This is a genomic window from Pseudoalteromonas sp. S3260 (assembly GCF_005886925.1).
Taxonomy (GTDB): Bacteria; Pseudomonadota; Gammaproteobacteria; order Enterobacterales; family Alteromonadaceae; genus Pseudoalteromonas; species Pseudoalteromonas tetraodonis.
The window spans coordinates 41,111-65,431 of the sequence record NZ_PNCV01000038.1 but is presented as its reverse complement, the minus strand read 5'-3'; the positions used below and the strand labels follow the sequence as shown (position 1 = coordinate 65,431).

Sequence of the window (24,321 nt, the reverse complement as noted above, 5' to 3'; positions counted from 1 at the left end):
CTTAAAATATACAGGCGCGGGATGGAGCAGCCTGGTAGCTCGTCGGGCTCATAACCCGAAGGTCGTCGGTTCAAATCCGGCTCCCGCAACCAATTTCCTTTAGAGGATTGGAAGCCAAGTTGTAATGTAAGCAACTATAAATAAATCTGCAATTTCAGGCGCGGGATGGAGCAGTCTGGTAGCTCGTCGGGCTCATAACCCGAAGGTCGTTGGTTCAAATCCGGCTCCCGCAACCACTGAAATAACATGTTTTATTAAATCGACACGCCTAAAGCGTGTTTTTTTATGCCTAAAATTTAGTGCGTCTAAAAGCGCGTCGGACTCAGCTCTCCATTAGCCAGCAAAGGTCGTCGGTTCGCTCCTTACAAACTCTGGCTCCCGCAACCACTGAAATAACATGTTTTATTAAATCGACACGCCTAAAGCGTGTTTTTTTATGCCTGAAATTCGTGCGTCTAAAAGCGCGTCGGACTCAGCTCTCCATTAGAACGCAAAGGTCGTCGGTTCGCTCCTTACAAACTCTGGCTCCCGCAACCACTGAAATAACATGTTTTATTAAATCGACACGCCTAAAGCGTGTTTTTTTATGCCTAAAATTCATATTCCCTCACGCTATTTTTAACACGTATTTCTGCTGTTCTTTTCTAATTCTACTTTTTGAAAGTGTTATTGCTGAATATTTAGTATGCTATGCGTTAAACTCTTTAAAACTTTTTGTAATCAAAATTATGACTGAACTCTATCACTGGTTTGATTTAATTGGCGTAGCGGTATTTGCTATATCGGGCACCTTGGTTGCCTATGAAAAGAAAATGGATGGCTTTGGTGTGGTTGTGCTTGCAACCGTTACGGCTATTGGTGGCGGTACTGTTCGCGATGTGATACTCGATCAACCCGTATTTTGGTTACACGATCAAAGCTACTTCTATGCTATTTTAGCCGCAGTGCTTGTTACAACACGACTGATCAATAAACAAAAATCGATTCCTTATTATGTTTTACAAACAGCCGATGCATTTGGTTTAGCCTTTTTTGCGGTAATGGGAGCACAAAAAGCGCAATTGGCCGGTATGCCTGATATGACGGTTATTATTATGGCGGTGATCACCCCCTGTTTTGGTGGGTTGATTCGCGATGTGCTTGCCCGCGATATTCCTATGCTGCTCAAAGGTGAGCTCTATGCTATTACCTGTATTGCTGGTGGTATTGTGTATACCTTAGCTATAAACCTATCTTTAACGGTGGAAGTGGCGATGATCTTGAGTATGTTAATGACCTTATTGCTGCGCTTTTCGGCCATTAAATGGAAGATTATATTACATGTTTTTAAATATCCTGACTAAACTGGTTTAATACAGCAGTTAACTAGGATAAGGAATGTCGTTAGCCCGTATATTTTCTCGCGCACAAGTAGGAATTAATGCCCCCGAGGTTATGGTTGAAGTGCATTTAGGGAATGGTTTACCTGCATTTCATATTGTCGGCTTACCCGAAGCATCGGTTAAAGAGGCCAAGGATAGAGTACGCAGCGCCCTTGAAAACTCTCAATTTGGATTTCCCGATCAACGTATCACCGTTAATTTAGCACCTGCCGATTTACCAAAAGACGGCGGGCGGTTTGACCTTGCGATTGCGGTAGGCATTTTGGTCGCATCGGGGCAAATAGTCTGCCCTGATATTCATAAGTATGAGTTTTATGGTGAGCTTGCACTTAATGGTGAAATACGTGCAGTGAATGCTATTTTACCCTCAGTGCTCGGAGCTAAAGAGCAAAACCGTTGCTGTTTTCTTCCTCTTGAAAACGATAGTTTGGCCAGCCTTGTCAGCGGTGTAAAACGAAAAGCGGTAAGCTCTATACAAGAGGTGTGGGGAGACTTACTCAACCAACAACCTTTACCATTGAATATTACCTACCCTGACTGTACCCAAGCGCCAGACTTTTTACTCGATTTAAGTGATGTAAAAGGCCAACCCGGTGCTAAACGAGTACTAGAAATTGCTGCCGCAGGTGGACATAACCTACTATTTTTAGGGCCGCCAGGAACCGGCAAATCAATGCTTGCGCAACGAATGTCTACAATAATGCCAACTATGTCAGATGATGAAGCTATTGATACTGCCGCTTTGTATTCCATTATTGGCCACTCAATCGATTTAACCAATTGGCGTCAGCGACCATTTCGAAATCCGCATCACACCTGCTCTGCCGTTGCGCTGGTAGGCGGTTCGTCTAACCCTAAACCCGGTGAAATATCGTTAGCGCACAATGGTGTATTATTTTTAGATGAGCTTCCTGAATTTGAGCGCAAAGTACTGGACTCGTTACGAGAACCAATGGAAACCGGAACCGTGACTATTTCGCGTGCGGCAAGGCAAATGGAATTTCCGGCACAGTTTCAGCTTATTGCAGCACTTAATCCCAGCCCGACAGGGTGTCATCATGATAAGCGGGCGACCCCTGATCAAGTTATGCGTTATTTATCGCGGGTATCGGGGCCGTTTATCGATAGAATTGATTTGCAAATTGAACTACCAAGGTTAAGCAGCGTGGAGCTACAAAGTACGACCGCAGAAGAAACCAGTGCAGAAGTGAGAGCGCGAGTAGAAGCGGCTTATGCAATACAACTAAAGCGCCAAGGTAAAGTGAATGCGCGGCTAAATAACAAAGAAATGAGCTTATACTGTGAGTTACCTGCTGCGGAGCTACAGTTTTTAGCTAGAGCCAGTGAAAAGCTGGCGTTATCACCGCGCTCTTATCATAGAGTGATAAAAGTAGCGCGTACCATTAGTGATTTAAAAGGCGCGCCACAAATTAGTTTAAATGAGCTTAAAGAAGCGCTTAATTATCGGGCATTTGAGCGTTTATTATCGCAGCTAACCCAATATTAAATAGACAGCATATAGCCTTTACCACGCACGGTGACGATACGTTTTTGATCTTTCTCATCGTTAAGCTTTTTACGTAAACGACCCACTAACACGTCTACGGTACGATCGTTGGGGCTCCAATCAGGCTGGCCAATTTCTTCTGATATTTTTTCACGTGAAGTGGCTTTACCGGCATTGCCGATTAAACAAATAAGCACTTTATGCTCTGCTTCGGTGAGCCGTGATTCAATCCCACTGGCTGTAATGAGTGTGCGGTTATCTGGATGGAGTTTAAAATCAGCGTATTCGATAAACTCTTCACTGTCATCGTCGTGTTGATTGTTTGCAATACGTTTGTATAAAGCGCGCATTCTCAACTCAAGCTCGAGTAAATCGACAGGCTTGCAAATATAGTCATCGGCACCTTGAGCAAGACCAGCAATACGATCAGCTTGTGAGTCACGGCTCGATAACAAAATAACACCAATATCGGTGAGCGTATTTAACTCTTTGGCAAGTTGTAAACCATTGCGCTTTGGCAGCACAATATCAATAATTGCCAAGGAAATAGCACTGCGCTGATTTACACGGCTTTTGACCATGCTTAAAGCATCGGCACCCGTTGCGTCAACGTCAATAGAGAACTCGGTATTTATAAAATGATTTTGGATGCGCTTTACTAGCAGCTCGTCATCTTCAACCAATAAAACATTAATTGCCATAGTCTGTTATTTTTTTAATAGTAGCCTTGCATGTTAGCATTATTCGTTACATGCATAACACAGAGTTTAATTTTTTCGGTAACTTTATATTACAAAAAAGAATAATGAAATTACCTTTGTATTGCGCACTTTATATAAATTATTTTAAGTGCGCATTTAAATGACTATTGGCCGTACATTGAATCCCACCATTGTGGTTCATTTTTTAACTCTTTATCAAAGTAAGCCAACATAGTGTTCCACCAATTAAAGCGCTTATCGCGAGCAAATATTTGATGATTGGCTCCTTTGTACTCAATCATTTCAACATCTTTATTTAGCAGTTTTAGCGCGGTGTACATAGTTAAGCTTTCACCTACTGGCACATTCGTATCGCTGTCACCATGAATAAGCAGTAATGGCGTGGTCACTTTATCGGCATGAAACACTGGGCTATGTTGACTATAAAGTTCAGAGTTATTCCACGGGAAACTATTTTTAGAGGCTTCGCCTGAGTATAAATATCCCCACCATCCTTCACCCCAGTAAGAAGTTAAGTTTGAAATTCCCGCATGAGCAATAGACGCGCTGAACATATCGGTTTTAGTAGCAAGCAGCATCGTCATAAACCCACCGTAAGATGCCCCTAAATTACCTACTTTACTTCTGTCTACAAAATCATATTTAGCTAAAAATGCCTCTGTGCCTTGCATAATGTCATCGGCGGTATAGTCGCCCCACGCATTGACATGTTGCGCTGAAAAAGTTTGCCCAAAACCCGTTGCGCCGGTTGGTTGTACAACATAAACCACATACCCGTTTGCTGCCCATAAATTAAAAGGGTAACGCCCTGTAAACCCGCGTGTTACTGGTGAGGTGCCACCATAGTAATAGACCAGAGCTGGGTGCTTTTTAGTTTTATCAATATTACTTGGCAAGTAAACACGACCAGATATTTCTACGCCACGCTTATTGGTAAAGTTAAATTCTTCAAGCTTAGGAATCGTGGTATTGGCATATGCAATCGGGTTTGAATCCCAGATTAACTCCACCTTATTTTTGCTTACGTCAAAGCGCTTGAGTTGTTGGGCGCTTGAAGCATTACTGCCAGAGAGTAGTAGCTGGGTATTGCGAGTATTTGAAAAACTAAACTGTTCTACAATATCAAACCCTGTATCTAACTTTTTAAAGCGTTGTTTACTAAGATCATATAAATACAGTGGTTGGGTGTCTTTTTCTGTCACTTTGATTAACGCATCGCCATTGCTTAGTACTTCCAATGTGCCAATCGCAGGGTCAAATTGTTTACTTAACGCCGTTACTTTTTTAGCGTTATCGGTTAGTAAATACAGCTGGCCATCATAATTATTCGCCAGCATGGTTTGCGGTAGTACTCTGCCTGCGCCATTTTTAAAATCAGGGCCTGCAACAACATAAATATTGTTTGCGGTATATTTCGCTTGATTAAAGGTTTTAAACTTACCTAATGATTTTATGCTGTTAGATTTTAATGTAAGTTCAACCAACTCAGTCTCTGGATGAGTTGAAGCTTGCATCGCCATTACTGGACGACTTATTAATAGTTTTCCACGGTTGCTGTTAGCATCTTCAAGTTGATGGCTTAATACGCCTTCGGTCAGGGCTTTGGTTAAACCACTGTGGGTATCGAGTAAATATAATTGACTAACCGTACGGGCGTAAGACCAACGGTCTTGCAAGCCTTTATGATGTTTAGTGAGGCTATTGGTTTCTTCAGGTGATTTGGACCAGCTAAAAAGAATACTATTATCGTTGTAATAGCTAAAGTTGCTTGCCCCCTCAAGGCCTGAGGCTAAGGTTTTTATAGCGAAAGTTTTACGGTTTAACTGCTTTAATTCGCCGTTGAGTAAATAGACTAAAAATTGATTATCAGGACTCCAAGTGAATTGGCTAGGCTGCGCTTCTTCAAATCGGTATACCGTTTGGTTATTAGTATTTTTAAGCTCGGTTGTGGTAATGGTGTCGTTGCCTGTTTTATCGCTGTAACGCTTTGTTGTACTTAAGTAATGCTTAGCATCAGGTGACAAAGACAAGCCGCTAATAGTTGGGGCGTCAAACAATTGCTTAGCCGATAAGCGCTTGGTCTTATTTGTCGTTAGGGTCACGGCGTCAGTTTCTGCTTTTGGCACAAACTCTAAGGTGACATCATTCCAATTAGCAACCTGTTGAGCAATGACAATAACGGTGTGTGAGCCGTTATTTAAAGCAAGCTGATAGCGTTGGTTTTCACCACTTTGTTTCTCACCGTTAATAAAAACCTGGCCTTGCTCTATTCCTTTAATGTTTAAGGAGCCTTGAGTAAATCGGTTAGTTTCAATATTAAATTTAAGTGCTTGTAAACCGCCTAAAGTAAGCGCGTTAATTTTATCAAGTGGTTGCCACTTATGCTTTTTACCAAACACAACAAAGCTTTCTTTATTTGATTCAAGTTGTGCAAGCAGATTATTGATAATCACGTCGCCATGCGGTGTTTGAAATGGCTTTGCTTGCATGTCTTCTGCAAGAGGCCCGATAAACTGAATTTTTGATTGATCGAGTGGGGCAGCTAATGCCGTTAAACTTAAACTACTTAATGTGAGTAGGGCTGCCAAGTGAGTAAAACGTTTTGCGTAACGATGCCAAGGTGCGCTTAAATTCATTACTATGCCTATTATTATTGGAGATTTGGCCAAATATAGCATGTATTGTTATGATGCTCATATATCCAATTTAGAGGAAAAAAAGTGACACTATTAATCGTTTACATGGTTACAGCGATTGTGATTTCGTTTCTATGTTCTGTCATGGAAGCGGTGCTATTGAGCATTTCACCTAGTTATGTTGCGCTGCTTCGTAAAGAGCGGCCAGTACTGGCTAAGCAACTAGAGAAGCTAAAAAGTAATATCGATCAGCCATTAGCGGCTATTTTAACACTTAATACTGTTGCACATACTGCCGGTGCTGCGGGCGTGGGCGCACAGGCTGCCGTGGTGTTTTCAGATGCGGCTGTGGGGATTGCGTCTGCGATTATGACTTTATTGGTACTGGTGTTATCTGAAATTATTCCTAAAACGCTGGGGGCTAATTATTGGCGTGCTTTAACGCCTAGTGTGACTTATGGTTTACGTATTTTGGTACTAGTCCTTAAGCCTTTTGTTTGGGCTGCACAAAAGCTAACCAATTTGATGGGTCAAAAGCATAATGAGGCCTATTATATTCGCCAAGAAATAGAAGCAATGGCCGACATTGGTAGTGAGTCTGGGGCGCTTCATGCCGATGAATCAGAAATCATTCGTAACTTGCTGCACTTTAGGCATGCAAAACTAACCGATTTAATGACACCGCGTACGGTCATTTTTAAAATCCATAAAGATCTTACCGTTAATCAATACTTGAGTGAACACGGTTCGTCGTCATTCTCTCGAGTGCTAATTTATGACAAAGACGCTGACGATATCATAGGGTTTGTTCATAAAAACGATATTATGTTGGCATACCACCGCTTAGGTACAGACTACAAAATTAGTAAGCTGGTTAAGCCTATTTATACGGTACCGAGTACGCAAAACGTGTCGTCGTTATTACAAACATTACTCACCAAGCGTACCCATATTTGTTTAGTGATCGATGAATACGGTGATGTGCAAGGAATTGTAACGCTCGAGGATATGATAGAAGCGTTAATGGGCTTAGAAATTGTGGATGAGCGAGATCAATCAACCAATATGCGCGCCGTAGCAAAGCAGCGTTGGCACCAGCGTTTAGCTGATAGTGAGCATATCGTCAGCGCCGACGATAATGAATCTCGTTAGCTGTTTTTTGTTTTAGCTGCTGTTTTTATCCAGTGTTGGGCCCACGAGATAAATTCAGCTTTTGCTTTTGGGCAACTAAATAAAAAGCCCTGTATAGCTAAATTTGTTTGATAATGCTTGAGGTAGGCCAGCTCTTCGGGGCGCTCAACCCCTTCGGCCACTAATTCAAGCTGCTCTTGGGTTGTCATATTAATTAGTGAACTGACTACCACTTGAGAAAACTTATCGGTTTCTATGTGGCTAATAAAAGAGCGATCTATTTTTGCTTCTGTAAATGGCAGCTGTTTCAGTTGGTTAATATTAGTAAAACCAGTGCCAAAGTCATCGAGTGAAATACCAAAGCCGAATATTCTTAATCTATTTAAGGTTTCGAGTTGAGTGTAGCTTGAAAGGGCATGCTGCTCGGTTATTTCAAGCACCACATCACTAGGTAAAACATCATGTTTTTGTAGAAGCTGTAATAACTTATTGGGGCTGTTTAAATCATCTAACTGACACGGCGATAAGTTAAATGACAATTTCAAATTTGTACCCAGCTGCTCTTTTAGTTGCTTGATGTCACCACAGGCTTTTTCAAATAGCGTAAACGTAATGTCATTGATTAAATCGCATTGCTCAGCCAGGCTGATAAAACGGCTTGGTAAAATAACTCGTTCGTCTTTACTTGATACAATGCGAGCCAGCACTTCAACACTTTGTATTTGGTTATTGTTTATATTTATTTTAGGTTGGTAATACGGTGTTATTTCATTATTTTTTAATGCGCTAATAAGCTTAGCTTTAGTAATTGGGCGCTCTTTTACAAGCGTATGGCTGTTTAACTGCGCTATTTTGGCAAGTAACGTATTTACCTGATTTAATTGCACAGGCTTGGTAAGGTTACCAACTAAATGCGCATTGTGCTGCTTGGCTAAGTCAGCGGCTAGGCTGATTATTTTAGGGTCCATTTCAGAAATAATAACAATCGCACCGCAATAGCCTATTTCACCTAAATTACGAATTAACTCCATACCATCCATTTCTGGCATATTCAGATCAGTAAATATGGCGTCATAAAAGTTTATATCAGGCTTTACTTTCTCTAATGCTGTAACTGCGCTTAAGCAAGTAGTGACTTCTGGCATTTCGAGCTCATTAAAAATAGCTTTCATGACAATCAAAATGGCTTTTGAGTCATCGACAACGAGTATGTTTGGTAATTTTGTGTGCATTGTTGTCCTTAACTTAACGGTCGTAATTTATATCCTTCTGTTTTAAAAATAGTCGCTTGAATTGTTTTTGTCAGTATTTCAGGTATTTTTACCTTAAATTATCGCTAATAAAATGATGCTAGCTCACTCGTGTTTTTTTGGTGGAAAGGTATACTAGCGGCATAATTTATAATGGTTAGAATAATGATAAAAGTCGATCTTTCTCTGGCAGAGCAACCGTTTACGCTGATGATAGCAGATCAGCAAGTTGTAAAAATATTTCATGATCAGCAAGTGATAGCATTTGAAAATCCACGTGAAAACTATGTTGAGTTTATGCTTGATGAGCAGCTAATTGGTATTGATAGCAGTGACGTTAACCAACAGAGTATTGCGCTATTTGTAGATAATCAGTTTGCCACTCAGTTAGCTTTGCCTGTGGCGGCGCAAGGCGAATCTAAAAAAGGCTTTTTGGGGCTTGCGGCGCTAGGTTTTAAGTTATTTAAAAGTGCTAAGGTGGTTAAAGTGGCCCTAGCGAGCGCATCGGTGGCCGGTTATGCTTGGCTGTTTACCATTGAATTTGCGTTAATGCTGATTGCTTGCCTGGTGGTACACGAATATGGCCACGTACGAGCTATGAAGTATTTTGGCATTAAAACCAAAGGCATTTATTTAATTCCTTTTGTAGGCGGGTTAGCCGTTAGCGACGATAAAATAACTACGCGCTGGCAAGATGTGATTATATCACTAATGGGGCCTGCCTTTGGTTTGTTTACTTCTGTACTTGGTGTAGTGCTTTATTACGCTACGGAAATGGAAATATTTGCAGGTGTTGCGGTGCTTAGTGCACTGCTTAATTTATTCAATTTACTGCCTATTTTACCGCTTGATGGCGGGCATGTACTAAAAAGCATTAGCTTTTCAATGCGCTCTTGGGTTGGTTTAAGTGTGTGCTTACTAGGTGTGCTATTTGGTTTATGGCTAAGTTACACCTTTGGTTTAATGTTATTAGTGTTCTTTTTGTTTGTTGGGGCGCTAGAAATTGTGTTTGAATGGCGCGGCCGGCATTACTCACATTTACTGCCATTAGATAAATATGGACAAGGCTTTTCAGCAGTAATGTATGCGCTGGTAGTTGTAGGCCATGTAGCAGTGATGATGCATTTTGCAGATTCTGAAAACGCGATATTAAGTTTACCGATGAAGATTTTATCAAGCTAAGTAAGCGTGGGCTGTAATATAAGTTACAGCCCGATTAGATTAATAAAAGCTCAACATCAAGGATATAAACACCCCAGTAATAATCAGCTGTACCACGCAAAAACCCATAATATCTTTAGCTTTTAACCCTGCAATGGCTAATACCGGTAATGCCCAAAAGGGTTGAATTAGATTAGTCCAAGCATCTCCCCATGCTACAGCCATAGCAACCCTTGCCATATCTGCACCAAGCTCTTGTGCTGCAGGGATAACAATAGGCGCTTGTACTGCCCATTGTCCGCCACCTGAGGGTACAAACATATTAACGAGTCCTGCACTTATAAAACTGTAAAATGGCAAGCTATCGGCATCCGCTATGGCTATAAAGCCCTGTGATATTTGTTGCGCCAGTCCAGTATCTACCATGACCGCCATAATGCCAGCATAAAAAGGGAACTGAATTACAATTCCCGCGCCACTCGGAATCGCTTGTTGCAAGCTATTAAGCACATTATGGGGTGTTTGATGCAGAGTGATTGCCATAAACAAAAACAGGGCAATTACACTATTGAGGTTTAAGCCGCCACCTGCGATAAAAAAGTAATAACCTAAGTAGGCAAGTCCGAGTAAGCCAATGCCCATGCCAAGCAGTTTGCTTTGCTCTAAATGTTGCGCAGGGCGTGTTATTGTTACTTTATCGGCCAAAGTATTCTTAAGCAGTGATGGGTCAATATAAACACTGTCTTTTTCACTCGGTAGCATGTAGCGGTTAACCAGCGGCATAATAATAAATAAGCCAATCAGAATCGCAATGTTAAAGCCTGCGAATAAGGTTTGCTGTGTGCCAATAATACCCATAGTCGCCTGTGAAAAATGCCCTTGGCTGGCAATGGTGAGTGGTACGGAGCCTGCCAATCCGCCGTGCCATACTACAAAGCCTGAATAGGCACTTGCCACTAACAGCCGATAATCCACTCGAGTCTGCTTAGCAATCGCTTTAGCAAATAAAGCCCCAATTACTAAGCCAAACCCCCAATTTAGCCAGCTTGCTAAAAGCGAAATAAATGTCACTAAAATAATGGCTTTTGGGGCCGTATTAGCAAGCGTTGCTAATTTTGTTAGTAACATACTTATTAAAGAGGTACTGGCAAGCATGTAGCCTGTTACTAATACCAACAGCATTTGCATGGCAAAGCTCAGTAAGTTCCAAAACCCGCTACCCCATGATGTTATTACCTCAAGTGTGGTTGCAGGGGTCGCTAAATTCGCAATGACTAAAGTAATAATGGTGAGCAAAATAACAAATATAAATGGGTCGGGTAAGTAGCGCTCGACGAGCTTGGTAAATGGACTGGCAACTTTATTAAGCATAATTAATAACGAGTTAGTGAAAACTTATTTATTAATTAATCATGAAATCTTAGGATTAGCAAACACCGCTTTGAATAACCACTCAGTAAGGGAGATTTTTTAAAGGTTGCTGATGAGGAGAATGTTACTAGCAAATATTTACCCTGGCAGATATTTGCTAGTTTTATAATTAAGCGTTGCCTAACACATGTTTTAAACGATTTTGTACTTCTTGCACCAGTAAGTCAGGCTGAAATTTTGATAAAAATGCATCACAGCCGACCTTTTCCACCATGGCTTGGTTAAAGCTGCCACTTAGTGAGGTATTAAGTACCACATGTAAGTTTTTTAAGCGGTTGTCGTTACGTATTTCATAGGTTAATCGATAACCATCCATTGAAGGCATTTCGGCATCAGTAATCACCATAAGTAATTCTTTTTCAACATCGCGGCCTTCATCGGCCCAACTTTTAAGCATATTGAGTGCTTCCAAGCCATTACTGGCAGGAACGATTTCGATACCAAGCTGCGATAGCGTATCGCTAACTTGCTTGCGTGCTGTTGGCGAGTCATCAGCATGTAGTATTTTTCGCCCAGAGAATTCGTTAACTATAGTTTGGTCTAACACCCCATCTGAAATATTAACCTCGTACTCAACTATTTCAGCCAGTACTTTTTCTACATCTATAATTTCTACCAAGTGCTCCACGTCGTCGCGCTGTACTTTAGTAAGTGCAGTAATGTAATGATTTTTACCCACTGAGCTGGGTGGTGGCATAATATCAGACCAGGTCATGTTCATGATTTGATCAACTTTACCAATTAAAAAACCTTGGGTGGTACGGTTATATTCAGTTATGACCAGGTTACAATCTTCACCATATTCTTTTTTAGCCATAGAAATGGCTTGGCGAAGGTCAATCACTGGGATAGATTCACCGCGTATGTTGGCTACACCGGTTACCTTAGGGTGAGAATGCGGTATTTTGCTTAAACGGGGAAGCTTTACCACTTCTTTAATTTTAAATACATTGAGTGCGAATAAATGGCGACTATGTAAATAAAAAAGTAGCAATTCTAAACGATTCTCACCTACAAGCTGAGTACGTTGATCAACTGACGCTAAAACACCTGACATAATAGATCCATTCTTTCCTCATAACTTAATAACTATAGTTTACTCTTATTTTTATTCATAACGAACCGTGAATATTTCGATTACAGTAAAACGTTGCTTAAGTGTTATCATGTGCAGTATCGTGTTACTAAATGATTTAAATAATCAATCGATTAACAAAAAATTATGCATCATATTTTTAAACGTATTGTTGTGCTGTTGCGCAGCCATATTGATCAGGTAAGTTGGCAGTCTGTTGTAATAGCAACATCCTTACATATGCTGCTTACTTGGTGCTTATTGTTAGTGGCAAATGAGCAGGCACTGCTTTCGCCAGGGACCTTTTTTTACTACTACACGGTAACCACTTCAACGGTAGGGTATGGGGATTTAAGTCCATCAACTGACTTAGGTCGATGGATTGTCGCATTAATACAAATACCCTTTGGTTTGGCTTTATTTGGTGTCTTGTTAGGTAAAACAGGACAAACAGTAACTTACTTAATTAGGCGCGCTATGACTGGTGATAAAAACTTTGCTCACAGTAGCAATCATATTATTATTTTTGGTTGGCATAATGCTCGTACCAAAAAAATGATCGACTACATTTTGGCTGATACTAAGCGGACAGATCGCCGTATTTTATTAGCGGTTACTGAACAAATAGAGCATCCGTTTTTAAGTAATGAGAATGTTGATTTTGCTCGCCTAACCAGTTTCACCGATTTGGATGAATTAGAACGCGTTGCCATTCGCCACGCCGATAAAGTGATTATTGATGGCCAAGATGACGACCAAACATTTACCACTGCATTGCGTATTAGCCGTTTAGTCAAAGAAGATTGTCACATAAGTGCACACTTTTTTGATGAAACGAAAGTGGAAATGTTATTAGAGCATTGCCACAATGTAGAGTGTAGTAGCACTAAGTCAGCAGAGATTTTGGTGCGCTCAATGCAAGACCCAGGTTCAAGTCGAGTTCAAGAGGAATTATTATCAACCTTGCATGGTGATACGCAGTTTAGTTTACAAATCCCTAGTAATGTAAAAACTATGGAGTTTGGTAAATTATTTCATCACTTTAAGTACGATCATGATGCAATATTGTTAGGTGTGGCTCATAATTTAAGTGCAAAAAATATGGATTTAAATCCGCCTTTAGATTATGCAGTAAACGCCGGAGATATTTTGCATTACATTGCGCAAGAGCGAGTATTGAGTAATGAAGTTGACTGGCCTAGCTTGGAAAAATAATGACTGAAATTGCGTTTTTAATTATCGTTTTATGTGCTTACATTTTCCCTATTATGATAATTCTTAACAGTAAGCGTAGCCAAGGCCATGAAAAAAATGGCTGGCTAGTAGGCGCTATCTTCTTTTCGTGGATAGCGCTGATTCTTTACTTTTCGATTGTGCCCAAGCAAGGGCACGCCAAGAAAAAGTAAAGAATGAGTACCTTTTGTTACTTATTCTAATTGTCTCAGCTTATGCTCAACCAGCGGGTCGTCTGGCGCTAGCTGTTGAGCCACTTCTAATAGTTTAATGGCATCATTTGGATTTTCATCTTGATGCTTAATGGCTACGTCTATTAAAGGTTGAATATCAATTTTTTCTTGGTGCTCTTGCACGTGCGCTGCTTTTTCGTCGATTAAAATAGTGTGAGCGGTACTTAATAACGCTTGACGATGCGGCGAATTAGCATTGGATTTATTAAGTTTTTTATAATAATCCTCTTTTAAACGCAGTGTTTTTGTTTGTAGCCTAAATTGTGCAATGTCGATTTGTTGATTAGCAATAAAATCAACAGCCACTTGTTTATAAAACCCAAACTTATTTAAATAGGTGGCATGGGTGCCGTGCCCCATCCCAAACACGCGTAAGTGAGTGAGCTGCTTATAGCGTTTAGCATGTTGGCGGTCAATGCGATTGGTTGGGTCGTAAATAATGTAGCCCTGTGCATCCCCTAAATCTAAATCATGGTAGTCACCTTGCCAGTCATATTGCTGGGCAATGTCGGTACTTGAGCGGTCATCCCAAGGGGCGATAAGTTTGTTTTTAGTGCTAACAGGATGGAAAAGCAGTACTTTATCGAGTTTGAGTAACTTAGCAAATGCACCCACAGCAAAGCCGCCACGACTGAGCCCATAGCCTAACTTAGTTTTAAAAGGAGAGAGTAAAGTTGATAGCTGCTCAATAAAAAAGATTAAATTGCGGTTACGAAACCAATTGCTTTTACCCAAATGCTGAAACGCAATAATATTAACATCTTGCTTTTGCGCTAAATGATAGCCCCAAGGGGCAAAGTCTTCATTTAGATCGCGTTCTTGTATATCGGTGCCCGCAGGAGAAAAAGTAAAAAGTAGGGGTTTGTTGAGATCAACAAAGTGATATTTTACATACACATCACCGAGTAAATCTCCACCAGAGGTTGGTAGTTTTGCTTGCCTCTCATCATCGCTGAGAGTTAACCATTCATCTAACCAGTATAGTAATTTCATTTTTCCTCCAGTGCGCACAAGCCGCAGATCATAGCAAATATGAGGGCATAAGAGAAATTGAGCCAAGCTATGCTGCGCTGGTGGAGTGCCTTTTTAATGGCAAAATGTATGTTACCTTTGCGACTATTAAGCCATGTTCAAAATTTCATTCCAGTCATTTTCGGTCACTGGCATGACCGATAAACGTCCCCCTTTTTTAAGAGCAATGTCTGTCACTGACTCATTTGCCTTAATTGCTTGCAAGCTCACTATGCTACTGAGATGAGAGTGGTAGGTTACTTCCACCACAAACCAACGGGGGGTCTCAACGGTTGCTTTGGCATCATAATAATCGCTACTTAAATCAAATTGAGTAGGGTCAGGGTAAGCAGCCTTAGTTACCACACCAAGTCCTGCAACGCCAACTTGCTTGCAGCTAGAATGATAAATCATCACTAAATCACCTTGTTTAACGTCATCGCGAATAAAATTACGCGCTTGGTAGTTGCGTACACCTTCCCATAGCGTTGTTTGCTCTGGCGCTTGCTTTAAGTCATCAATTGAAAAGGCGTCGGGTTCGGTTTTAAAAAGCCAAAATGCCATATTAAATTTCCTCAATCAGTGAGTTAGTATTTTTTAACTATTGTATAGTATCATTTATGAATTAGGGGATTGAGGAAGAAATAATGAGCCAAGTATTAGATGATTTATTATCGTTGTTGTCACTTGAAGAAATTGAACAAGGTTTATATCGAGGACAAAGCCAAGATTTAGGTTTTAGAGCGGTGTTTGGCGGTCAAGTTATGGGGCAAGCGCTTTCAGCAGCTAAAGAAACACTGCCTGCGGGGCGTATTGTTCATTCCTTACATTCTTATTTTTTACGTCCAGGCGACGCTGCAAAGCCGATAGTGTATGACGTTGAAACGATTCGCGATGGTAAAAGTTTTAGTACGCGTCGTGTTAGCGCGATTCAGTACGGTAAGCCTATTTTTTACATGACGGCGTCGTTTCAAGGTGATGAACAAGGGTTATCGCATCAAGCAACCATGCCTGATGTTCCAGCTCCTGAAGAGCTACGTTCTTCATTAGAGTTTTATCAAGAAAATGCACAGCATATTCCTGAAGCAATCCGTAATAAATTTATTCGTGAAATGCCGATTGAAATGCGCCCAGTGAATTTTCATAACCCCTTTAAACCAGAAGCCATTGAACCAGTAAAACATATTTGGTTTAAAGCCAATGGCGATATGCCTGACGATCAACGTATTCATAACTATTTATTAGCGTATGCGTCCGACTTTGAATTTTTACCAACCGCATTACAACCACATGGCGTATCGTTTATGCAGCCGAATATGCAAGTGGCGACGATTGACCATGCTATGTGGTTTCATCGTCCGTTTAGAATGGATGATTGGATTTTGTATACTATTGATAGCCCAAGCGCGAGCTCAGGAAGAGGGCTGGTACGTGGGCAGTTTTTTGACCGCCAAGGAAACTTGGTAGCCTCTACTATTCAAGAAGGGGTAATGCGCCAGCGCTAATCCTAATACCCACTATATTGAATACCTTCAATATAGTGGGTATGGCTTTATTTTACTTGCATTGAGCGTGCACAATATCTGTTATTGACTGCCAAATGCGTGCCGGTAATAGCGTTTGTAGTTGCTTGTAAGTCTCGCACAACGCTGAGCTGCCTTGTAAGCCACTGTCTGATTCACTAATCAGCTTTTGTTCGTGTAGGTTTGAAATAAAGCTACTGAGTACCTTCTTATCAAAAAACTCCGGCGTTTTAATGCCATGTAACGTACCCAAGCGCTGCGCCAGCACATAGCTTTCACGTTCAAGCTCTGCTTTTTCAATCCCTTGGCTGGTTTGAATAAAGCCAATCACAATCGCATAACGTTGCAGAGTAAAGCTTAATGCACGACCGAGCATTTCGAGTTTGGCAAAGCTATCGTTATTTTGAGTCACTTTAATGTTATCACCATCAAGCTCAATTAAGCCTTGATCGCTAAAGTTAGTTAAAATACGAGTAACGTAGCTCTCATCTAACTCTTGCAAGTACCACTCTTTAGCAAACAATGGATAAAAAGATTTTACCAATTGATGGCAGCGAGTAACGGTACTTTGATGCTGCTTAAATAAATGCAGCGCCACTAAACTAGGCACCGCAAAAATATGTAAAATGTTATTACGGTAATAGTTGAATAAGGTTTTTTCTTTATCGTTTATCGCAATTATTTCGCCAAACTCATCACTGATCACATCAAACTTATTAAGCTTTAAGGCATGTTCAAGTAGCTGCTCTGGTGTTTCATCTGGTGCGGTTATTTTACTGCTATAGCTGGCTTCACGTTGCAATCGTAAGTAAAACTCAAGCTGAGCTAACAGCTTTGGCTTACTCAATGCCTGCTTATCGTTTACCAGCAGTATCATCGCCAGTAAGTTAACTGAGTTAAGTGCGGCGGCATTGTTAATTTTAACCATAACCTGATCAGCAAGATTAGCCACCTGCGGCCCTAACCATTGTGGTTTTTGCACATCGGTTGCATGAATTGATTCACGCCAGTCAGGCTGGTTATCATTTAAATACTGATTGATAGAAATAGGGTCGCCAAAGTTTAAATAACCACGACCATAGTTTTTTAAATTTTTAATCGCTTTAAAAATACCTAATATCGACTCGCCTTTTTTATCGTTCCCAGCCAGCTCTTTTAAATAGGTATTGATTTCCATGACGTGCTCGTAACCAATATATACCGGCACAATAGATATAGGTCTGTCTATACCGCGTAACATGGCTTGCATTGTCATTGCGAGCATGCCGGTTTTAGGGGGTAGTAAACGTCCCGTTCTGCTGCGGCCACCTTCGGTATAAAACTTAACCGAATAACCTTTTATAAATAACTGGCTCAAGTACTCTTTAAATACCGCTGAATAGAGTTTGTTACCAGCAAATGAGCGACGAATAAAAAATGCACCACTGCGGCGGAATATGCCACCTGCAGGGAAAAAGTTGAGGTTGATCCCAGCTGCAATATGCGGTGGTACAAGGCCTTGATGATAAATAGAGTAGGTTAGCAGTAAGTAATCCATATGACTTCGATGACAAGGCATGTAGATTATTTCATGGCCTTTATTGGTTAGGTCATGAATTTGCTCGGTGTACTTTATATCAATGCCATTATAAAGCTTATTCCAAAGCCACGTTAATATACGATCCGCAACGCGGATGGTGGCATCACTATAATTAGCGGCAATTTCATCCAGCAACTTCAAGGCGTTTTGTCGCGCTTGGGCCTGGCTGATGTTTTTTTCAGTGGCCTCGGTTTGAATTGCTTTTTTTATTGTTGGTGATGCCAGCAGTGAGCTAAATAACTGATCACGAGATGGTATTTTAGGCCCTGTAGCAGCCAGCTTTTGACGCTTAAAGTGAACTCGAGCTACACGCAACAGCTTATGAGGCAATTCATTAACGTCGGCTTTTTCATTAACCAATAAAGATAGGTCGAGTGGCTGGCTAAATCGAATAAAGTTATCTCTTCCTGAAAAAAGTACCACAAAGATTTTTCTAAACCAGCTGGGCGTAAGTGAGTGCGAAAGTAAAGTGCTTAATCCTGGCTTTTCTTTACCCGGCGCTCTGCCCCATAAAATAGTCACAGGCACAACCTGGACATTTTTTTGGCCACTATTTAATAAATGCTCAACAATGTGTTTGCCTTGCGCTAATGCATTAGTAGGTTTTTCTTTATCACCAAATAGCGGGGGAGGGTTTTTAATGCCGATAAATCGATCTAACGCCTCGTCACCTAATACTTGCTGCTCTGTTGGGTCTGGTAAACCATTTCGTTTACAAACACGTGCCAGTGCCGCTAAATCAAAGCGTGAGTTTAAACGCACTATATAAAAGGTCGGGTTTTTAGGGTTTAACTCAAATTGCTCTAAAGGTTTTTCAGGCAGTACTTTGCTTTTAACAAACAAGCGGCTAATACCACCAGAGATAAGATTTAAACCATAATTTAAAATACGCATTGACTCACCATAAGAGAGTAGTTACCCAAACCAATATGGGTATATAACAGCAAAATTAGCGCATAGGATAACATAATATCTAAAAAATCCCCTGCAGATTAATCGACAAGCTATGACATTATAAAGACATCATCACCTCTATTGCGTTCACTATTAATAAACTTAGCTATTTTTTAAACGACAATAACAAAGTAATAATGTCTAAATAGTTGTTGCATTTATCACCAGTATCATTATAATACGCAGGCTTTCAAAATTCCCTCGGGAACAAGAAAGAATAAATTAAGCTTGGATTTCAAGCTAATAAACAGGAGTTCCGATTTGGAACTCAACGTAGATATAATCAAACAACCGGCATCTTAATTATTAAGATTGTTTCGGTCGTTTTTTTATGCTCTTTAAATGCTCTTTATATTGAGGTTTAAGAATGTCAAATCAACGCATTCGTATTCGCCTAAAAGCTTTTGACCACCGTTTGATTGACCAATCAACGGCGGAAATCGTGGAAACTGCGAAACGCACTGGCGCACAAGTACGTGGTCCAATTCCACTACCTACACGCTTTGAACGTTTTACTGTACTTACATCACCGCACGTTAACAAAGACGCGCGTGATCAGTACGAGATCCGCACCCATAAACGTCTGATCGACATCGTAGAACCAACTGACAAGACTGTAGACGCACTTATGCGTTTAGACCTTGCTGCTGGTGTTGATGTTCAAATCAGCCTGGGTTAATCGGAAGATTAGAGAGGTTTTAGGAAAATGGCATTAGGTCTAGTCGGTCGTAAAGTGGGTATGACACGTATCTTCACTGAAGATGGTGTATCTATCCCTGTGACAGTTATTGAAGCGACTCCTAACCGCATTGCTCAGATCAAATCTGACGCAACAGACGGTTATAACGCGCTTCAAGTAACCGCAGGCACTAAAAAAGCAAGCCGTGTAAACAAAGCAACAGCGGGTCACTTCGCTAAAGCTGGTGTTGAAGCGGGTCGCGGTCTGTGGGAATTCCGCCTAAATGGTGGTGAAGGCGATTTTGAAGTAGGCGCTGAGCTTACTGTTGAATTATTCAACGAAATCAACAAAGTTGACGTAACCGGTACTTCTAAAGGTAAAGGTTTCCAAGGTGGTGTTAAGCGCTGGAATTTCAGCATGCAAGACGCTACACATGGTAACTCTCTATCTCACCGTGCTCCTGGTTCAATCGGTCAAAACCAATCACCTGGTAAGGTGTTTAAAGGTAAGAAAATGGCCGGTCAAATGGGTAATGAGCAAGTAACAACTCAGAACCTTGAACTAGTTCGCGTTGACGCTGAGCGTAACCTGCTTTTAGTTAAAGGTGCAGTACCTGGCGCTATCGGCGGTGACGTTATCGTTAAACCAGCTGTTAAAGCATAAGTCCTGGAGATTTAGTGATGGAATTAGCAATTAAAGACGCTTCTGGCGCTCTTGAAGTTTCTGAAGCTACTTTTGGACGTGAGTTTAACGAAGCATTAGTACACCAAGTAGTTGTTGCATACGCAGCAGGTGCTCGTCAAGGTACTCGTGCTCAGAAGACACGTTCTGAAGTAAGCGGTGGTGGTAAAAAACCATGGGCTCAAAAAGGTACTGGCCGTGCACGTGCTGGTACAATCCGTAGTCCAATTTGGCGTTCAGGTGGCGTTAGCTTCGCAGCTAAACCACAAGACCACAGCCAAAAAGTAAACCGTAAAATGTACCGCGGTGCGATCAAAAGCATCTTATCTGAATTAGTTCGTCAAGAGCGTTTAATCGTTGTTGAAAGTTTTGGTCTTGAAGCACCAAAAACTAAAGAACTAGTTGCTAAGCTTAAAGAACTTGAGCTTAAAGATGTTCTTATCGTGACTGAAGAAGTAGATGAAAATCTTTTCTTATCGGCACGTAACCTGTACAAGGTTGACACACGTGATGTAGCTGGTATCGATCCTGTAAGCTTAATTGCTTTCGATAAGGTACTAATTACAGCAGCTGCTGTTAAGCAACTTGAGGAGGCGCTAGCATGATCCGTGAAGAACGTCTTTTAAAAGTGATCCTTGCTCCACACATCTCTGAAAAAAGCACAATTGCTGCTGAAGAAAACAACACAATTGTTTTCAAAGTAGTAAATGATGCAACTAAAGCTGAAATTAAAGCGGCAGTTGAGAAGCTTTTTGAAGTAGAAGTAACTGGTGTTCGCACACTTAACGTTAAGGGTAAAACAAAACGTACTGGCATGCGTTTCGGTCGTCGTAGCGACTGGAAGAAAGCTTACGTTACTCTTAAAGAAGGTAGCGAGCTGGACTTTGTCGGCGGCGCCGAGTAATAAGGGGAGTTAGAATTATGGCACTTCAAAAGTGTAAGCCAACTTCTGCGGGTCGTCGTCACCTAGTTAAAGTGGTTAACCCAGATTTACATAAGGGTAAACCTTACGCTCCACTATTAGAGAAAAACTCTAAATCAGGTGGTCGTAATAACAATGGTCGTATTACGGTTCGTCATATCGGTGGTGGTCATAAGCAGCATTACCGTTTAATCGATTTTAAACGTACTAAAGATGGCATTCCAGCCACTGTTGAGCGTTTAGAATATGATCCAAATCGTAGCGCAAACATCGCTCTTGTATTATATGCAGACGGTGAGCGTCGTTACATTATCGCACCTAAAGGCTTAAAAGCTGGCGATGCAATCCAGTCTGGTGTTGATGCACCAATCAAACCTGGTAATGCATTACCAATGCGTAATATGCCTGTAGGTTCGACTGTTCACAACGTAGAATTAAAACCAGGTAAAGGTGCTCAAATCGCACGTTCTGCTGGTGCATACGTTCAAATCCTTGCTCGTGATGGTCAATATGTAACATTACGTCTTCGTTCAGGCGAAGTTCGTAAAGTTGAATCTGATTGTCGTGCTACGCTAGGTGAAGTAGGCAATGCTGAGCATATGCTTCGTTCACTTGGTAAAGCAGGTGCAAATCGCTGGCGTGGTATTCGTCCGACAGTTCGTGGTGTTGCCATGAACCCGGTTGATCACCCACACGGTGGTGGTGAAGGTCGTACATCTGGTGGTCGTCATCCTGTGTCTCCATGGGGTAAGCCGACTAAAGGTGCTAAGACGCGTAAGAACAAGCGTACGGATAAATTTATAGTACGTCGTCGTACTAAGTAATATTGAGGAATAGCCATGCCACGCTCTCTCAAGAAGGGTCCTTTTATAGACCTACACTTGCTGAAGAAGGTAGAGAAAGCTTTGGAAAGCGGTGAAAAGAAGCCAATTAAAACTTGGAGCCGTCGTTCAATGATCATACCTAACATGATCGGATTGACCATTGCTGTCCATAATGGTCGCCAGCATGTACCAGTTTTCGTTTCTGACGAAATGATCGGTCACAAACTAGGTGAATTTGCACCAACTCGCACTTACCGTGGCCATGCTGCGGATAAGAAAGCGAAGAAACGTTAAGAGGGGAAGATAAATGCAAGCATTAGCTAAACATAAATTCGCCTCTGGTTCGGCGCAAAAAGCACGTCTAGTTGCAGATCAGATCCGCGGGTTACCTGTCGATCGCGCACTAGAAATCCTGGCGTACAGCCCGAAAAAAGCGGCTGTATTAGTTAAGAAAGTACTTGAGTCTGCTATTGCTAACGCAGAGCATAACGAAGGTGCTGACATTGATGAGCTACGTGTAACAACGATTTTTGTGGACGATGGTCCAACAATGAAACGTATTATGCCACGTGCTAAAGGACGCGCAGACCGCATCCTTAAGCGTACAAGCCACATCACTGTTGTGGTTTCAGATAGCTAGGAGATATAAGTAATGGGACAAAAAGTTCATCCTACTGGTATTCGCCTAGGTATATCTAAACCTTGGGTTTCTACCTGGTACGCGAATTCAAAAGATTTCTCTGCACAGCTTTTTGGCGATCACAAAGTACGTACATTCCTTACTAAGGAATTAAAAGCGGCTTCTGTGTCTAAAATCGTTATTGAGCGTCCAGCAAAATCTATCCGAGTAACTATTCACACGGCTCGTCCGGGTGTTGTTATCGGTAAAAAAGGCGAAGACGTAGAAAAATTACGTCAAGCGGTAACTAAAATCGCTGGTGTACCTGCTCAGATTAATATTTCTGAAGTACGTAAACCAGAACTAGATGCACAACTAGTAGCAGACGGCATTGCCTCTCAACTAGAGCGTCGTGTTATGTTCCGTCGCGCTATGAAGCGTTCGGTACAAAATGCAATGCGCATCGGTTCTAAAGGGATTAAAGTTGAAGTTAGCGGTCGTCTTGGCGGCGCAGAAATCGCACGTTCAGAATGGTATCGTGAAGGTCGTGTACCTCTACATACTCTTCGTGCTGATATCGACTACGCAACTTCTGAAGCCTTAACCACTTACGGTATCATTGGTGTTAAAGTTTGGATCTTCAAAGGCGAAGTTATTGGTGGTTTACCACTAGTACAAGAGCAAGAGAAGCCAGCTAAACGCGCACCAAAGAAAGCCAAAAAAAGTGCTAAGTAGAGGTAGCGAGTAATGTTACAGCCAAAACGTACAAAATTCCGTAAAATGCATAAAGGCCGCAACCGTGGTCTAGCGCAAAACGGTAACAAAGTAAGCTTCGGTACTTTCGGTTTGAAAGCTACTGGTCGTGGCCGCATGACTGCTCGTCAAATCGAAGCAGCTCGTCGTGCTATGACACGTCACGTGAAACGTCAAGGTAAAATCTGGATCCGTGTCTTCCCTGACAAGCCGATCACAGAAAAGCCTCTTGAAGTTCGTATGGGTAAAGGTAAAGGTTCTGTTGAATATTGGGTTGCTGAAATTCAGCCTGGTAAAGTACTTTACGAAATGGAAGGTGTTTCAGAAGAGCTTGCTCGTGAAGCGTTTAACCTTGCTGCTCGTAAGCTGCCATTCAAAACAACTTTCGTAACTCGGACGGTAATGTGATGAAAGCAAACGAACTAAAAGATAAAAGCGTAGAAGAGCTTAATGCTGAACTTCTAGGTCTTCTTCGTGAGCAGTTTAACCTGCGCATGCAAGCAAGCACTGGTCAGCTAGCTCAGACACACACGCTAAGAACAGTACGTCGCGATATCGCGCGTGTAAAAACAATTATTAACCAGAAGGCAGGTCAATAATGAGCGATAAAATTCGTACTCTTCAAGGCCGTGTAATCAGCGACAAGATGGAAAAATCTTTCACTGTTGCTATCGCACGTTACGTGAAGCACCCAATCTATGGGAAATTCATCAAACGTACGACTAAGTTACACGTACATGACGAAAATAACACTGCAAAAGCGGGTGACACTGTCACTATCCGTGAATGCGCTCCAATCTCTAAGAACAAATCTTGGACTTTGGTAGATGTTGTTGAACGTCCAAAACAAGCTTAATTTTTAATTAAGTCTGTTTTATGAAAAGCCCCGGCATTAGCTGGGGCTTTTTACGTTTAGAGCAGTTTTTAGCGGTAAGCTTTCAGCCTTTAGCTGGCAGAAGTAAATTATAGCGCCGTAGTTTGGGTTGAGTGTTACGAACCTAAGTGCAATAAAATA

The 24,321-nt window shown here is 41.4% G+C and carries 26 protein-coding genes and 2 tRNA genes; 20 read left to right on the top strand and 8 right to left on the bottom strand.

Annotated elements, in window-relative coordinates; translation table 11 throughout:
* The first annotated feature begins 15 nt into the window (after positions 1–15).
* The 4 genes from CWC14_RS07660 (at position 16) to CWC14_RS07645 (ending at position 2,889) form a co-directional block, all read left to right on the top strand.
* Positions 16–92, top strand: a tRNA-Met gene (locus CWC14_RS07660).
* Between the two features lie 67 nt (positions 93–159).
* Positions 160–236: transfer RNA gene (locus tag CWC14_RS07655), tRNA-Met, on the top strand.
* A 492-nt stretch (positions 237–728) separates the two neighbouring features.
* Positions 729–1,343, top strand: a complete 615-nt coding sequence (locus CWC14_RS07650; RefSeq protein ID WP_024601286.1) for a trimeric intracellular cation channel family protein — start codon at positions 729–731, stop codon at positions 1,341–1,343.
* 34 nt (positions 1,344–1,377) lie between these two features.
* Complete coding sequence (locus CWC14_RS07645) at positions 1,378–2,889, top strand: YifB family Mg chelatase-like AAA ATPase (protein WP_036980878.1); 1,512 nt, start codon at positions 1,378–1,380, stop codon at positions 2,887–2,889.
* On the opposite strand, the gene CWC14_RS07640 is transcribed toward CWC14_RS07645, so the two are convergent.
* Together CWC14_RS07640 and CWC14_RS07635 are read right to left on the bottom strand one after the other, a co-directional pair.
* Positions 2,886–3,590, bottom strand: coding sequence for a response regulator transcription factor (locus CWC14_RS07640; protein ID WP_013463763.1), 705 nt, complete (start codon positions 3,588–3,590; stop codon positions 2,886–2,888). The genes CWC14_RS07645 and CWC14_RS07640 overlap by 4 nt on opposite strands.
* A gap of 164 nt (positions 3,591–3,754) precedes the next feature.
* On the bottom strand, positions 3,755–6,247 hold the full coding sequence (locus CWC14_RS07635) for an alpha/beta hydrolase family protein (protein ID WP_138562175.1): 2,493 nt from the start codon (positions 6,245–6,247) through the stop codon (positions 3,755–3,757).
* A gap of 84 nt (positions 6,248–6,331) precedes the next feature.
* On the opposite strand from CWC14_RS07635, the gene CWC14_RS07630 reads away from it, so the two are divergent.
* A complete protein-coding gene (locus CWC14_RS07630) occupies positions 6,332–7,399 on the top strand; it encodes a hemolysin family protein (protein WP_138562173.1) in 1,068 nt (355 codons plus the stop codon).
* Here the strand turns inward: CWC14_RS07630 and CWC14_RS07625 are convergent.
* On the bottom strand, positions 7,396–8,610 hold the full coding sequence (locus tag CWC14_RS07625; protein WP_138562171.1) for an EAL domain-containing response regulator: 1,215 nt from the start codon (positions 8,608–8,610) through the stop codon (positions 7,396–7,398). The two genes, CWC14_RS07630 and CWC14_RS07625, sit on opposite strands and share 4 nt — an antisense overlap.
* A gap of 183 nt (positions 8,611–8,793) precedes the next feature.
* Between CWC14_RS07625 and CWC14_RS07620 the strand changes: the two genes are divergently transcribed.
* Positions 8,794–9,810, top strand: a complete 1,017-nt coding sequence (locus tag CWC14_RS07620) for a metalloprotease (protein ID WP_138562169.1) — start codon at positions 8,794–8,796, stop codon at positions 9,808–9,810.
* 39 nt (positions 9,811–9,849) lie between these two features.
* On the opposite strand, the gene CWC14_RS07615 is transcribed toward CWC14_RS07620, so the two are convergent.
* Positions 9,850–11,160, bottom strand: a complete 1,311-nt coding sequence (locus CWC14_RS07615) for a short-chain fatty acid transporter (RefSeq protein WP_138562167.1) — start codon at positions 11,158–11,160, stop codon at positions 9,850–9,852.
* 169 nt (positions 11,161–11,329) lie between these two features.
* Complete coding sequence (locus CWC14_RS07610) at positions 11,330–12,277, bottom strand: chemotaxis protein CheV (RefSeq protein WP_138562165.1); 948 nt, start codon at positions 12,275–12,277, stop codon at positions 11,330–11,332.
* 165 nt (positions 12,278–12,442) lie between these two features.
* On the opposite strand from CWC14_RS07610, the gene CWC14_RS07605 reads away from it, so the two are divergent.
* Both CWC14_RS07605 and CWC14_RS07600 read left to right on the top strand, forming a co-directional pair.
* Entirely contained in the window at positions 12,443–13,510 is a 1,068-nt protein-coding gene (locus CWC14_RS07605; RefSeq protein ID WP_013463774.1) for a potassium channel family protein, read from the top strand.
* A complete protein-coding gene (locus tag CWC14_RS07600; protein ID WP_013463775.1) occupies positions 13,510–13,701 on the top strand; it encodes a hypothetical protein in 192 nt (63 codons plus the stop codon). The genes CWC14_RS07605 and CWC14_RS07600 overlap by 1 nt, the downstream gene beginning before the upstream one ends.
* 21 nt (positions 13,702–13,722) lie before the next feature.
* On the opposite strand, the gene CWC14_RS07595 is transcribed toward CWC14_RS07600, so the two are convergent.
* Together CWC14_RS07595 and CWC14_RS07590 are read right to left on the bottom strand one after the other, a co-directional pair.
* Complete coding sequence (locus tag CWC14_RS07595) at positions 13,723–14,754, bottom strand: cytosolic protein (protein WP_076922857.1); 1,032 nt, start codon at positions 14,752–14,754, stop codon at positions 13,723–13,725.
* 126 nt (positions 14,755–14,880) lie between these two features.
* Positions 14,881–15,336 (bottom strand): EVE domain-containing protein, encoded by a 456-nt coding sequence (locus CWC14_RS07590; protein WP_138562163.1) that lies wholly within the window; start codon positions 15,334–15,336, stop codon positions 14,881–14,883.
* Between the two features lie 83 nt (positions 15,337–15,419).
* Between CWC14_RS07590 and tesB the strand changes: the two genes are divergently transcribed.
* Positions 15,420–16,277 carry an acyl-CoA thioesterase II gene (tesB, locus tag CWC14_RS07585; protein WP_013463778.1) on the top strand — a complete coding sequence of 286 codons (858 nt, stop codon included), beginning with the start codon at positions 15,420–15,422 and terminating at the stop codon, positions 16,275–16,277.
* A gap of 52 nt (positions 16,278–16,329) precedes the next feature.
* Here the strand turns inward: tesB and plsB are convergent, their stop codons facing one another.
* A complete protein-coding gene (gene plsB / locus CWC14_RS07580) occupies positions 16,330–18,768 on the bottom strand; it encodes a glycerol-3-phosphate 1-O-acyltransferase PlsB (protein WP_138562161.1) in 2,439 nt (812 codons plus the stop codon).
* A 427-nt stretch (positions 18,769–19,195) separates the two neighbouring features.
* Here plsB and rpsJ point away from each other — a divergent pair, with 427 nt between their 5' ends.
* Genes rpsJ through rpsQ form a run of 11 tightly spaced genes read left to right on the top strand, consistent with a single transcriptional unit; the run spans position 19,196 to position 24,162 of the window.
* A complete protein-coding gene (rpsJ, locus tag CWC14_RS07575) occupies positions 19,196–19,507 on the top strand; it encodes a 30S ribosomal protein S10 (protein WP_002957900.1) in 312 nt (103 codons plus the stop codon).
* Positions 19,508–19,534: 27 nt separating this feature from the next.
* A complete protein-coding gene (gene rplC, locus CWC14_RS07570; protein WP_008108338.1) occupies positions 19,535–20,170 on the top strand; it encodes a 50S ribosomal protein L3 in 636 nt (211 codons plus the stop codon).
* A 17-nt stretch (positions 20,171–20,187) separates the two neighbouring features.
* Positions 20,188–20,793, top strand: coding sequence for a 50S ribosomal protein L4 (gene rplD, locus CWC14_RS07565; protein ID WP_008108340.1), 606 nt, complete (start codon positions 20,188–20,190; stop codon positions 20,791–20,793).
* Positions 20,790–21,092 carry a 50S ribosomal protein L23 gene (rplW, locus tag CWC14_RS07560; protein WP_006791359.1) on the top strand — a complete coding sequence of 101 codons (303 nt, stop codon included), beginning with the start codon at positions 20,790–20,792 and terminating at the stop codon, positions 21,090–21,092. Before rplD ends, rplW begins: the two co-directional genes overlap by 4 nt.
* A 17-nt stretch (positions 21,093–21,109) precedes the next feature.
* Positions 21,110–21,934 (top strand): 50S ribosomal protein L2, encoded by an 825-nt coding sequence (gene rplB, locus CWC14_RS07555; protein ID WP_007376192.1) that lies wholly within the window; start codon positions 21,110–21,112, stop codon positions 21,932–21,934.
* A 15-nt stretch (positions 21,935–21,949) separates the two neighbouring features.
* The gene (rpsS, locus tag CWC14_RS07550; protein WP_004588689.1) at positions 21,950–22,228 is read left to right on the top strand and encodes a 30S ribosomal protein S19; all 279 of its coding nucleotides are present in this window, start codon (positions 21,950–21,952) and stop codon (positions 22,226–22,228) included.
* Between the two features lie 13 nt (positions 22,229–22,241).
* On the top strand, positions 22,242–22,574 hold the full coding sequence (gene rplV, locus CWC14_RS07545) for a 50S ribosomal protein L22 (protein WP_004588690.1): 333 nt from the start codon (positions 22,242–22,244) through the stop codon (positions 22,572–22,574).
* 12 nt (positions 22,575–22,586) lie between these two features.
* Complete coding sequence (gene rpsC, locus CWC14_RS07540; RefSeq protein WP_008108350.1) at positions 22,587–23,288, top strand: 30S ribosomal protein S3; 702 nt, start codon at positions 22,587–22,589, stop codon at positions 23,286–23,288.
* Between the two features lie 12 nt (positions 23,289–23,300).
* Positions 23,301–23,714: a 50S ribosomal protein L16 gene (gene rplP / locus CWC14_RS07535; protein ID WP_008108352.1), complete on the top strand. Its 414-nt coding sequence runs from the start codon at positions 23,301–23,303 to the stop codon at positions 23,712–23,714.
* A complete protein-coding gene (rpmC, locus tag CWC14_RS07530) occupies positions 23,714–23,905 on the top strand; it encodes a 50S ribosomal protein L29 (protein ID WP_008108355.1) in 192 nt (63 codons plus the stop codon). The genes rplP and rpmC overlap by 1 nt, the downstream gene beginning before the upstream one ends.
* Positions 23,905–24,162: a 30S ribosomal protein S17 gene (gene rpsQ / locus CWC14_RS07525; protein WP_008108356.1), complete on the top strand. Its 258-nt coding sequence runs from the start codon at positions 23,905–23,907 to the stop codon at positions 24,160–24,162. Before rpmC ends, rpsQ begins: the two co-directional genes overlap by 1 nt.
* Positions 24,163–24,321: the final 159 nt, after the last annotated feature.

Excerpts from the sequence above, each read along its gene's own strand:
- CWC14_RS07615 (WP_138562167.1), bottom strand. The coding sequence starts at position 11,160 with ATGCTTAATAAAGTTGCCAGTCCATTTACCAAGCTCGTCGAGCGCTAC.
- tesB (WP_013463778.1), top strand. The coding sequence starts at position 15,420 with ATGAGCCAAGTATTAGATGATTTATTATCGTTGTTGTCACTTGAAGAA.
- rpmC (WP_008108355.1), top strand. The coding sequence starts at position 23,714 with ATGAAAGCAAACGAACTAAAAGATAAAAGCGTAGAAGAGCTTAATGCT.
- CWC14_RS07645 (WP_036980878.1), top strand. The coding sequence starts at position 1,378 with ATGTCGTTAGCCCGTATATTTTCTCGCGCACAAGTAGGAATTAATGCC.
- rplB (WP_007376192.1), top strand. The coding sequence starts at position 21,110 with ATGGCACTTCAAAAGTGTAAGCCAACTTCTGCGGGTCGTCGTCACCTA.
- rpsQ (WP_008108356.1), top strand. The coding sequence starts at position 23,905 with ATGAGCGATAAAATTCGTACTCTTCAAGGCCGTGTAATCAGCGACAAG.
- CWC14_RS07635 (WP_138562175.1), bottom strand. The coding sequence starts at position 6,247 with ATGAATTTAAGCGCACCTTGGCATCGTTACGCAAAACGTTTTACTCAC.
- CWC14_RS07625 (WP_138562171.1), bottom strand. The coding sequence starts at position 8,610 with ATGCACACAAAATTACCAAACATACTCGTTGTCGATGACTCAAAAGCC.
- CWC14_RS07590 (WP_138562163.1), bottom strand. The coding sequence starts at position 15,336 with ATGGCATTTTGGCTTTTTAAAACCGAACCCGACGCCTTTTCAATTGAT.
- rpsJ (WP_002957900.1), top strand. The coding sequence starts at position 19,196 with ATGTCAAATCAACGCATTCGTATTCGCCTAAAAGCTTTTGACCACCGT.
- CWC14_RS07640 (WP_013463763.1), bottom strand. The coding sequence starts at position 3,590 with ATGGCAATTAATGTTTTATTGGTTGAAGATGACGAGCTGCTAGTAAAG.
- CWC14_RS07605 (WP_013463774.1), top strand. The coding sequence starts at position 12,443 with ATGCATCATATTTTTAAACGTATTGTTGTGCTGTTGCGCAGCCATATT.
- plsB (WP_138562161.1), bottom strand. The coding sequence starts at position 18,768 with ATGCGTATTTTAAATTATGGTTTAAATCTTATCTCTGGTGGTATTAGC.
- rplV (WP_004588690.1), top strand. The coding sequence starts at position 22,242 with ATGCAAGCATTAGCTAAACATAAATTCGCCTCTGGTTCGGCGCAAAAA.
- rpsC (WP_008108350.1), top strand. The coding sequence starts at position 22,587 with ATGGGACAAAAAGTTCATCCTACTGGTATTCGCCTAGGTATATCTAAA.
- CWC14_RS07650 (WP_024601286.1), top strand. The coding sequence starts at position 729 with ATGACTGAACTCTATCACTGGTTTGATTTAATTGGCGTAGCGGTATTT.
- CWC14_RS07595 (WP_076922857.1), bottom strand. The coding sequence starts at position 14,754 with ATGAAATTACTATACTGGTTAGATGAATGGTTAACTCTCAGCGATGAT.
- CWC14_RS07610 (WP_138562165.1), bottom strand. The coding sequence starts at position 12,277 with ATGTCAGGTGTTTTAGCGTCAGTTGATCAACGTACTCAGCTTGTAGGT.
- rplC (WP_008108338.1), top strand. The coding sequence starts at position 19,535 with ATGGCATTAGGTCTAGTCGGTCGTAAAGTGGGTATGACACGTATCTTC.
- rplW (WP_006791359.1), top strand. The coding sequence starts at position 20,790 with ATGATCCGTGAAGAACGTCTTTTAAAAGTGATCCTTGCTCCACACATC.
- rplP (WP_008108352.1), top strand. The coding sequence starts at position 23,301 with ATGTTACAGCCAAAACGTACAAAATTCCGTAAAATGCATAAAGGCCGC.
- rpsS (WP_004588689.1), top strand. The coding sequence starts at position 21,950 with ATGCCACGCTCTCTCAAGAAGGGTCCTTTTATAGACCTACACTTGCTG.
- CWC14_RS07620 (WP_138562169.1), top strand. The coding sequence starts at position 8,794 with ATGATAAAAGTCGATCTTTCTCTGGCAGAGCAACCGTTTACGCTGATG.
- CWC14_RS07600 (WP_013463775.1), top strand. The coding sequence starts at position 13,510 with ATGACTGAAATTGCGTTTTTAATTATCGTTTTATGTGCTTACATTTTC.
- rplD (WP_008108340.1), top strand. The coding sequence starts at position 20,188 with ATGGAATTAGCAATTAAAGACGCTTCTGGCGCTCTTGAAGTTTCTGAA.